Source organism: Rhizobacter sp. P2_H3 (genome assembly GCF_056403355.1).
Map to the genome: position 1 here is coordinate 1 of NZ_JBFUFQ010000212.1, position 9,914 is coordinate 9,914.

5 protein-coding genes and 1 pseudogene are annotated in these 9,914 nt (G+C 66.7%); 4 read left to right on the forward strand and 2 right to left on the reverse strand.

All coding sequences use genetic code 11. The features are described 5' to 3' along the window. From AC1D1T_RS25985 to AC1D1T_RS25995, 3 genes are all read left to right on the forward strand, one after another. Nucleotides 1–416, forward strand: a 416-nt coding sequence (locus AC1D1T_RS25985; protein WP_477992763.1) for a sensor histidine kinase, incomplete at its 5' end; no start/stop codon positions are given. A 1-nt stretch (nucleotide 417) separates the two neighbouring features. After that, the gene (locus AC1D1T_RS25990) at nucleotides 418–852 is read left to right on the forward strand and encodes an EamA family transporter (RefSeq protein ID WP_477992764.1); all 435 of its coding nucleotides are present in this window, start codon (nucleotides 418–420) and stop codon (nucleotides 850–852) included. A 399-nt stretch (nucleotides 853–1,251) separates the two neighbouring features. After that, nucleotides 1,252–2,976 (forward strand): methyl-accepting chemotaxis protein, encoded by a 1,725-nt coding sequence (locus tag AC1D1T_RS25995; RefSeq protein ID WP_477992765.1) that lies wholly within the window; start codon nucleotides 1,252–1,254, stop codon nucleotides 2,974–2,976. Between the two features lie 70 nt (nucleotides 2,977–3,046). On the opposite strand, the gene istB is transcribed toward AC1D1T_RS25995, so the two are convergent. Continuing rightward, nucleotides 3,047–3,934 (reverse strand): IS21-like element helper ATPase IstB, encoded by an 888-nt coding sequence (gene istB, locus AC1D1T_RS26000; RefSeq protein WP_477828502.1) that lies wholly within the window; start codon nucleotides 3,932–3,934, stop codon nucleotides 3,047–3,049. Continuing rightward, nucleotides 3,924–4,571: pseudogene (locus AC1D1T_RS26005) on the reverse strand (Mu transposase domain-containing protein); the annotation flags it as partial. The pseudogene AC1D1T_RS26005 and the gene istB, both read right to left, overlap by 11 nt. Nucleotides 4,572–4,834: 263 nt before the next feature. Here AC1D1T_RS26005 and AC1D1T_RS26010 point away from each other — a divergent pair. Beyond that, a partial coding sequence (locus tag AC1D1T_RS26010) for an Ig-like domain-containing protein (RefSeq protein ID WP_477992766.1) occupies nucleotides 4,835–9,914 on the forward strand: 5,080 nt, incomplete at its 3' end.

Here is a 9,914-nt window from a genome sequence, read left to right on the forward strand (position 1 = left end):
AGGCCGAGCACCGCCGCATCGACCTCGGCGCGCGCGTCGGTGTCGGCGTCGAGGTGCAGGCCGACGCCCACCAGCTGCGCGTGCTGCTCGACAACCTGGTCGAGAACGCGCTGCGCTACACGCCGGCCGGCGGCGTGGTCGACGTCGAGGCGGACCTGCAGGACGGGCGGCCGCGCCTGCGCGTGGTCGACAACGGCCCCGGCGTCCCGGTGGCCGAACGCGAGCGCGTGTTCGACCGCTTCTACCGCGGCGAGGACGCGCAGTCGCTGGCCCCCGAGAGCGGCGGCAGCGGCCTGGGCCTGGCCATCGTGCGCGCGATCGCCGAGCGCCACCACTCGAGCGTCGGCCTGCACACGCCGGAAGAGCATCGCGGATTGGAGGTCCGGGTCGTCTTCTCCCAACTTCATGGAGCCTGAGATGAACATGCCGGCCAGCTGGTTTCAATGGGCCCTGCTGTCGGCCGCGTTCGCCGCGCTGACGGCGATCTTCGCGAAGATCGGCATCCGCGGCGTCGACTCCGACCTCGCGACGCTGGTGCGCACCAGCGTGATCCTGGTCGTGCTGGCCGCCTTCGTCATGGGGACCGGCAAGTGGTCGAACCCACTCGACCTGCCAGGCAGGACTTGGCTGTTCCTGGTGCTTTCGGGCCTGGCCACCGGGGCGTCGTGGGTCTGCTACTTCCGGGCGCTGCAGATCGGCGATGCGTCGCGGGTGGCGCCGGTCGACAAGCTGAGCCTGGTGCTGGTCGCGGTGTTCGCCTTCGCCTTCCTCGGCGAGCGCCCGAGCCTGCGCGAATGGGCCGGCATCGCGATGGTGGCAGGTGGGGTACTTTTGTTGTCACTCAAGCGTTGAGAGCCAGAGTGGACCGAGCCCAGTCGGCGCCACGCCGGTTCGCCCGAAGACTGTGAACGCGCATTGGGCAGTTTCAACTGCAGCACCGGGAGCGAGAGCAGCGCCATGGGCCAAGCTGGTTAACACGCGGTAGCCATAGCGCCAGTGAAGAAGCACCTGCCTCGCCGCTGATTGGCCCCCGGTTTCTCAAGTCGAGGTTCTTGGCGGATACGGTTTCGGCGAGATCACCCTGCACGCAGTTGGGCCACCAATTTGTCTTGTAAGTCCGAGGTAGTCGCCGGCGACAACGCCCTGGCCGTGGAAGGCTTCCGTTCAGGGGGCTCAACAAGTCTCGAATTGTGCCGATCACTCAGTGGCGTACCCGTTTGTTGTCGCGCAAGTCCTCACCGGAAAAAGCCCATGTACATCTCGTTCAATCACATGAAGATTGGCACCAAGCTCGGACTGGGGTTTGGTCTTCTGATCTCTTTCCTCGTCGGCTTGGCGATGTATGCGTCGGTCGCCATGTCGGGCATTCATGCCAACGTCGTCAGTCTCACCGACGACCGCATGATCAAGATCGAGATGCTCTCCGAAATCAAGGACAACGCCAACCTCGGCGCACGGGCGGTGCGCAACCTCGTGCTCGCCTCCGCTCCGGCAGACATGCAAGCCGAGGCCAAGCGGATGCAGGATGCGGCCGAGACCATCGATGCGCGCACGGCCAAGCTCGCCGAAACGATCAAGTTGCCGGAAGGCAAAGCCAGGCTGGCGGCGATGTCGGACGCTCGCCGCCCCTACAGCGCCGCGCTAGCGCGCGTGCAGGAGGCCGGCATGGCGGGCCGTGACGAAGAGGCCACCCAGATGCTGCTCAAGGAAGTGCGTCCGCTGCAGTCGACCTACTTCAAGGCCATCGACGCGACCGTCCAATTCCAGCAGCAGGCAGCACGTGAAACCGGCCAAGCCGCCAAGGACGCCGTGGGGGTGGCGATCGTCACCTTCACCGTGCTCACCGGGCTGGCGGTGTCGGTGGGCTCGATCCTCGCGTTCATCATCACCCGCGGGTTGATCCGCCAGCTGGGTGCCGAGCCGCACACTGTGACGGATCTGGCCAAGAACGTCGCGGACGGCGATCTGAGCGTGGTCATCAGCGTGCGCTCGGGCGACACGAGCAGCTTGCTGGCGTCGATGAAGGTCATGCGCGACAGCTTGTCATCGGTGGTGTTGAACGTGCGTCAGAACGCCGAGAGCGTGGCGACCGCATCGGGTCAGATCGCCCAGGGCAACCAGGACCTAAGCCAGCGCACGGAGGAGCAGGCTTCGGCGCTGGAGGAGACCGCCGCGTCCATGGAGCAGCTGAGCGCGACGGTGCAACAGAATGCCGACAACGCGGCTCAGGCAAACCAGCTGGCACTGAGCGCCAGCAGCGTGGCCTCCGAGGGAGGCAAAGTGGTCGACCAAGTAGTCGACACCATGCGCGGCATCAACGAGAGCTCCAGACGCATCGCCGACATCATCAGCGTGATCGACAGCATCGCGTTCCAAACCAACATCCTGGCGCTGAACGCCGCCGTTGAAGCCGCGCGCGCAGGCGAGCAAGGGCGCGGATTCTCCGTGGTGGCCGCCGAAGTCCGCAACCTGGCCCAGCGCAGCGCCGAGGCCGCCAAGGAGATCAAGGGTCTCATTTCCACCAGCGTCGAGCGGGTGGCGCACGGCACGACGCTCGTGGACCGTGCTGGCGAGACGATGACCGAGATCGTCGGCTCCATCCGCCGCGTGACCGACATCGTGAGCGAGATCAGTGCCGCCAGCCGGGAACAGAGTGCGGGCGTCGGCCAGGTGGGCGAAGCCATCAGTCAGATGGATCAAACCACCCAGCAGAACGCGGCGCTGGTGGAAGAAGGCGCTGCCGCCGCAGAAAGCCTGCGCCAGCAAGCGCAGCAGCTCGTTCAGGCCGTGGCGGTCTTCAAGCTGACTCAACATCGCGACGAGTGGGTACCAGCGCCGCCGCAGCCGATCGCGCCTGCAACCGGCAATGTGCGGCCCCTGGTCACTAAGCGTCCGGAGAAAAAGGCCGCGGTTGTCGCCGAAGCGGCGCAAGCGCCAGCACAAAAGACGGGTACCGACAATTGGGAATCCTTCTGAAGTGCTGACGCTGGAGTAATCTTTGCCGAGCGGAAATTCTGCGGCTGGCTTCGACGTCTGCAAGCCGCGGTCATTTCAACTGTCGAATCCTCCTGTTGTTGAGTTCCACGCAGAGGTGACCCGGGTTTCCATCCAATGTTGACCCACCAGTTTTCAAGCCAAGCCGGCTCACGTTTGTGGATAACTTCTTGGCTTTGGACTCCTTCTTGGGCAGTGTGGGTTGAGCGGAGCCGTTCTTGAAGCGGTAGCTGTCGTTGCCGGTCTCCAGGATGTGGCAATGATGCGTGAGCCGATCCAGCAGCGCGGTGGTCATCTTCGCATCGCCGAACACGGTGGCCCACTCGCTGAAGCTCAGATTGGTGGTGATCACCACGCTGGTGTGCTCGTAGAGCTTGGAGAGCAGGTGGAACAGCAGTGCCCCGCCAGAGGCGCTGAACGGCAGGTAGCCCAGCTCGTCGAGGATCACCAGGTCGGCGTACATGAGCCGGTTCGCGAGCTGCCCGGACTTGCCTGCGGCCTTCTCCAACTCCAGCGCGTTGACCAGTTCGATCGTCGAGTAGAGGCGCACGCGCCGATGCTGGTGCTCGACCCCCTGCACGCCCAGCGCCGTGGCCAGGTGCGTCTTGCCCGTGCCCGGCCCGCCCACCATGACGACGTTGTGCGCCTGCTCCAGGAACTCGCAGCGGTGCAGTTGCCGCACCAGCGCCTCGTTCACATCGCTGTAGGCGAAGTCGAAGCCAGTGAGGTCGCGGTAGGCCGGGAAGCGCGCGTGCTTGAGCTGGTAGGCCACAGAGCGCACCTCGCGCTCGGCCGTCTCTGCCTTGAGCAACTGGGAGAGCACGGGTTGCGCCGCCTCGAACGCCGGCGCACCTTGCTCGGCCACCGCCTGGGCCATGCCGTGCATCTTGAGCTGGCGCAGCATGATCACGAGGGCCGCCACCGCAGGGTCATGACGCATGGCCGCTCTCCCGGTGTGCCTGGACGTGGGCCACGGCGTGCGCTGCCTGCGCCTTGCCTCGCAGCGTGTCGTAGCGCGTGACGTTGGCCTGGGGCTCGTTGACCAGGCGCAGCGTCTGCGGCGCCGTGATCGGTGGGGCCGCCGGCTTGCCATCGAGCAGCCGATGCAGCACGTTGAGCACGTGCGTCTTCGTCGGCACCCCGGCCTCAAGCGCCAACTCCACCGAGGCAAGCACCGCCTGTTCCTCGTGGTGCAGGACTAGCGCGAGGACTTCCACCATCTCGCGATCACCGCCCGGCTGCTTCAGCAGCGCTGCCTGTAGACGCTTGAACCCCTGCGGCAGATCGGTGAACGGCGCGCCATTGCGCAGCGCCCCGGGCTTGCGCTGCAGCACCGCCAGGTAGTGCCGCCAGTCGTAGACCGTTTGCCCGCTGTGGTCGTGGCTGCGGTTGATCATCCGCTGGTGCTCGCAGATCACCTGGCCCTCGGTCGCCACCACGATCCGGCTGGCGTACACGCGCACGCTCACCGGCCGGTTCGCGTACGACGCCGGCACGCTGTAGCGGTTGCGCTCGAAGTGCACCAGGCACGTCGGAGACACCCGCTTGGTGTGCTCGACGAAGCCGTCGAACCGGCGCGGCACCTTCGCTGCGATCCGCTCGGACTCCTCGTAGTCCTTGATGTCCTCGATGCGACCGATGACGCTCGCGGTTTTCTAAAACCGCTTACAAATTCGGTTATTCATTGATCGCCGAATGGCGGTTCGATGCCAGGAGCGCTGCGCTCCATTTTTTTTTATTTATTCCGGTGTCGGGAAAGCGGGGCGGACTGCGTTCTAGCTAATGACACAGCGATGACTCGCTCACAGGCTTGCTTGCCCCAACCGACCGGAGAGACCCCATGACCGCCCCCACCCGCTCCCGCCTTGCCAACTCATCCCGCGCCGCAAGCGCTGCGAACTCCAAGCCCAAGCCGGCCGGCGCCAACCCGGCGCCGCACATGGCGCAAGACCCGGCTCCGCCGGCCGCGCCCAGCGTGGTGATCAGCGGCCCGGGCAAGGGTCAGCTCTTGCTTCAGGGCAGCGGCTTCGTGCTGGAACTCGTCAACACCAGTGCGGCCAGCAATGTGTCGCTCGTCAACACCGGGGGCACCCAGCTGGCGCTGGTGGGCATCAGCGCCAACAGCGCTGTGGGCGCGCTGAGCCTGGCCAATGCCGACCTGAGCGGCACGGCAGTCTTCGCGTCCAGTGTCGTCAGCCTGACCTTGGGCCAACTCAGCCAGGCGCTGGTCTCGGTCGCCGCCGGCAGCACTTTCAGCTTCAAGGCCGCGGAGCTGGCCGACGTGCAGTTGCTCGCACCGACCGCCAATGTGAATGTGGACGTCAAGCAATGGACCGGCAGCGCGGCCGGCGTGAGTGTGCTCAAAGCGGCGGGCCTCGCCAGCCTCGTCACCAAGGGCGACATGGGCGCTGATCTGTTGCTCACCGGCACGCCCGGCTTGCCTAATCTGTTCACTTTGAACAGCGTGCAAATCGGCGGTGCCCTCAGCGGCGGCTTGTGGAGCGTGCACGGGCGCGCCAACAGCATCAGCGCTGGTAGCAGCGCGCCGGCCTGGCGCGCCAACATCAGCGGCCCGGTGGTGATGTTCACAACGCAAGGCGAGGCCGCCGGCAGCCTGGCCGTGGCGGCCTTGCAAATGCTCAAGATTGATGGCGCGGCGCGCAGCCTGCGCGTGCTCGTCGGCTCCGATCTGGGCGACGACGCGGCCTTGGGCGGCAGCGGCGCGAATGCCGACCACTTCCATGCCGGCAGCTTGGCGCGCGTGCGCATCGGCGGCGATGTGGTGGACACGAGCCTGATCGCAAGCGTCGATCCGGTCGACGGCGTGCTGAACGACGGCAGCGACATCCAGATCGGCACGGCCGCGCAAGCCCTGCTGGAGTTCATTGCCGGCGGGCAGCTCTTGGGCAGCACCAGCATCGTCGCACCGGCCTTTCCGGCCAGCGTGCGCGTGGGCGGGCGCGATCTCGACCCCGCCACCTTGCCGCAGTTCAGCCATGTGCCGCCCGACCGGCTGCCGCCGGTGCTGCTGAGCTTTGGGCTGGATGCGGCCAGCGACACCGGCACGCCCGGCGACAACAAAACCAGCGCCAACCCCGTGACCCTGGCGGGCGCCACGCAGGCCGGCACCACGCTGAAGCTTCGCCACAGCGGCGACCCGACTGTGTTGTCCACCACCACGGCCGCGGCCGACGGCAGCTTCAGCCTCGCAGGCATCACGCTGGCCCTGGGCGACAACACCTTCGAGCTGACCCTGGCCGACGCCGCCGGCAACCTCACAGTGGCCAGCATGCATGTGCTGCTGGAGCCTGCTGGCGACGGCGACACCACCGCGCCCACTTTGGAAGCCGCACTGCAAAACGACACCGGGCTCTTGGCCGATGACGGCGTGACGCGCGACGCGAGCATTGCCGGCCGCGCTACCGACGACGTTCGTGTGACGCAGTTGCTCGTGTCCCTGGACCCCGGGCCGATGCCAAGCTTCACCGACCTCGCCGCCCTGCTTGAGCCGGATGGCCGCTTCACCTTGTCGCGCGCCGTGCTGGACACGCTGGCCGGCGGCAGCTTGGCCGATGGTGCCCACACCGTGCGCCTGATCGCCAAAGACGCGGCGGGCAATGCCAGCGCGCCACTGAACATTGTCTTCACCCTGGACAGCCAAGCGCCCAGCGGCGCCAACTTCGCCGTTTCGACGGTCGATGCGTTCAACGGCAACACCGCGCAGACCGCCTCGGCCATCGTCGTCTTGCAAGGCACGGCCGAAACGGGTGCGACCATCCGCCTGGCAGCGCAAGGCCTCATCAGCAGCGCCAGTGCCAACGGCAACTTCATGCTGCCCGGCGTGGCGTTGGCGCTGGGCGAAAATTTCATTACCTTGGATGTGAGCGACGCCGCCGGCAACAGCCAAAGCGTCACGCGTACCCTGACGCGCGTGCAACCCACGCAAGGCGACGCGGTGCTGGACTGGATCACGACCGCGCTCAAGGCCGTGCAGCTTGACGTGACGCACCCGCAAGTCGCCACGCGCACGCTCGCCATGCYCAGCATTGCCGTGCATGACAGCCTGGCCGCCATCCAGGGCACGCCGGCCTATCTGGTGCAGCGCAGCGCCAGCGACCCAACCGACGCTCAAGCCGCGGCCGCACAGGCCGCCTACCGCGTGCTGTTCAGCCAGTACCCGGGCCAGCGCGCCAAGTTCGATGCGGCGCTGGCCGCGAGCCTGGCCGCACGGCCCGATGGCGCGGCCAAGAGTGCCGGTGTGGCGCTGGGCGAGAGCATCGCACAAGCGATACTGGCGCTGCGCGCTGATGATGGCTATCTTGAATTTGCGGCTGAAGACGATGGAACGGCGCCGGGCCAGTGGCGCGCCACCGGCCCGTTTTTTCTGGTGGCCGAAGAGCCGCAATGGCCGCGCGTGACGCCGTTCGCGCTGGAAAGCGCGGCGCAGTTTCGCGCCGCGCCACCGCCCGCGCTCGACTCGGCCGCCTATGCCGAGGCCATCAATCAAGTGCAAAGCCTGGGCCGCGACAACAGCATCACCCGCAGCGCGGACCAAACCCAGCAAGCCCAGTTCTGGGCCGATGGCGGCGGCAGCTTCACACCGCCCGGTCACTGGGACCAGATTGCTGTGCAAGTGGCAGCCGCCAAAGGCCAGTCGCTGAGCGCCAACGCGCGCTTGATGGCGCAGCTCAACGTGGCCCTGGCCGATGCCGCTATCGCCGCCTGGGACACCAAGTACCACTACAACTTCTGGCGACCCATCACGGCAATCCAGAATGCCGACCAAGGCGGCAACCCGGCGACCGTGCAAGATGCCAACTGGACGCCGCTCTTGATCACGCCGGCGCACCCGAGCTATGTGTCGGGCCACTCGACCTTCAGCGCCGCGGCGGCCGGCGTGCTGGCCGCCAGCTTTGGAGACAACACCGCGTTTGCCACCACCGCCTCGACCTTGCCGGGCGTGACGCGCAGCTTCACGAGCTTCAGCGAGGCCGCCGACGAGGCGGGCTTGAGCCGCATCTATGGCGGCATCCACACGATTCTTGACAATGACGCCGGCAAGCTGATCGGCACGCAAGTGGCCCAGGCGGTGCTGGCGAGATTTGCCTTGACGCGCGACACGCAGCCACCGCAAATCGTGCTCGACGCGACACCGGACGCCACCAACACCAACCTCGTCATCACCGGCCAAGTGCTGGACAATCTGTCCGGTGTGGCCGGCGCGCAAATCCGCGTTGACGGCGGCACAGCGCAAGACCTGGCCCTTGATGCGCAAGGCAGGTTCCGCTTCACCACCACGTTTGCCACTGACGGCTCGGCCGATGGTTCGCACAGCGTGGCCCTCAGCGCAAGCGACGCCGCCGGCAACCAGTCCGCAGCGCTGACGCGCGCCTTCACGCTGGTGACCCTGGCCCCCCAGGTCAGCCTCACAAGCCTGGCCGAAGGCGACGGCTTGCAAGCCAGCAGCCGCTTGGCCGGCAACGCCAGCGTGCACGGCGGCGTGCTCGCGCAGCTTTCTTACCAGTTCGATGGCGGCATCATCCGCCAGCTGCCTTTTGACGAAAGCGGCAGCTTTGACAGCGCGCTGGACTTCAGCACATTGACAATCGGCAGCCACACGCTCAGCGTCACCGCGCGCGACAGCGCCGGCAACGCGGGCTCGACCACGCTGCATGTCAATGTGGCTGCGCTGCCGCTCTTCATGCTCAGCGGCTTTTCGCCCACCGATGGCAGCGTCAATGTGGGCGTGACGCAGCGGCCCTTCATCCAGTTCTCGCGCGCCGTCAACCCCGCCACCTTGACGGCCGACAGCCTGTTTGCCACCGCGCCGGATGGCAGCAAGCTGGCCAGCACGCTCGTGCCCGCCGTTGATGGCAGCTTTGTCTGGATGTTCTTTGCAAGCCCGCTGCCCGGCGGCTCGCGCATCACCGTGCACCTGGACGGCGGGCTGATACGCGCCGCCGCCGATGGCGCCTTGCTGGACTCCGACAACAATGGTGAGGCCGGCGGCGTGCAACGCGTCAGCTTCACTACCGTGAGCCGCAGCGGCGTGGCCGGCACGCGCATCATCGGCAAAGTGCTGGACCCGGGCCCCGACTTGAAGCCGATGAGCTTTGACGACATCCGCCGCGGGCCCGACGGCGTGATCCACACCGCGGACGATGTGTTCTTGCTCCCGATCGCCCATGCGATGGTGTTCATCCTCGGCCAGGAAGATCGCGTGATCTTCACCGACGCCAACGGCGAGTTCGAGTTCAACGAGGTACCGGCAGGCGACCTGAAGCTGGTGGTCGATGGGCGCACCGCGGCGAATGCACCGGCCGGCGTGTTCTTCCCCGAAATGGTGATGGATGCCGCGATCCAGGYCGGTATCACCAACACCATGATGGGCAGCATGGGCGCGGTCGAGGAACGCCTTGCCAACACCACTCGGCGCGAGATCTATCTGCCGCGCGTGCCACTGAGCGTGCTGCAAGAAGTCAGCGACACCGAGCCGACCGTGATACGGGTTGACGACCCGCGCGCCGCGCCGCAGCTCACCGACCAGCAGCGCCAGGCGCTCACGCTGAAGATCAATCCGGGGCGCGGCATTGGCTTCGATGGCAAGCCGGTCAGCAACACGAAGCTAGGCGTGTCCACCGTGCCGCCGGAGCTCGTCAAAGACATGTTGCCCGAAGGCGTGTTGCAGCACACCTTCGACATCACCATCCAGGCGCCCGGCGTGGCCACCTTCACCGAGCCGGTGGAGATCAGCTTCCCGAACGTGTTCAGCGCGCCGCCCGGCGCTCAACTGGCGGTGCTGAGCTTTGACCACACCACCGGCATGCTGGTGATCAACGGCACGGCCACTGTGTCCGCCGATGGCTTGAGCGTGGTTTCCGAGCCCGGTGCGGGCGTGCGCGCGCCGGGCTGGCATGGCC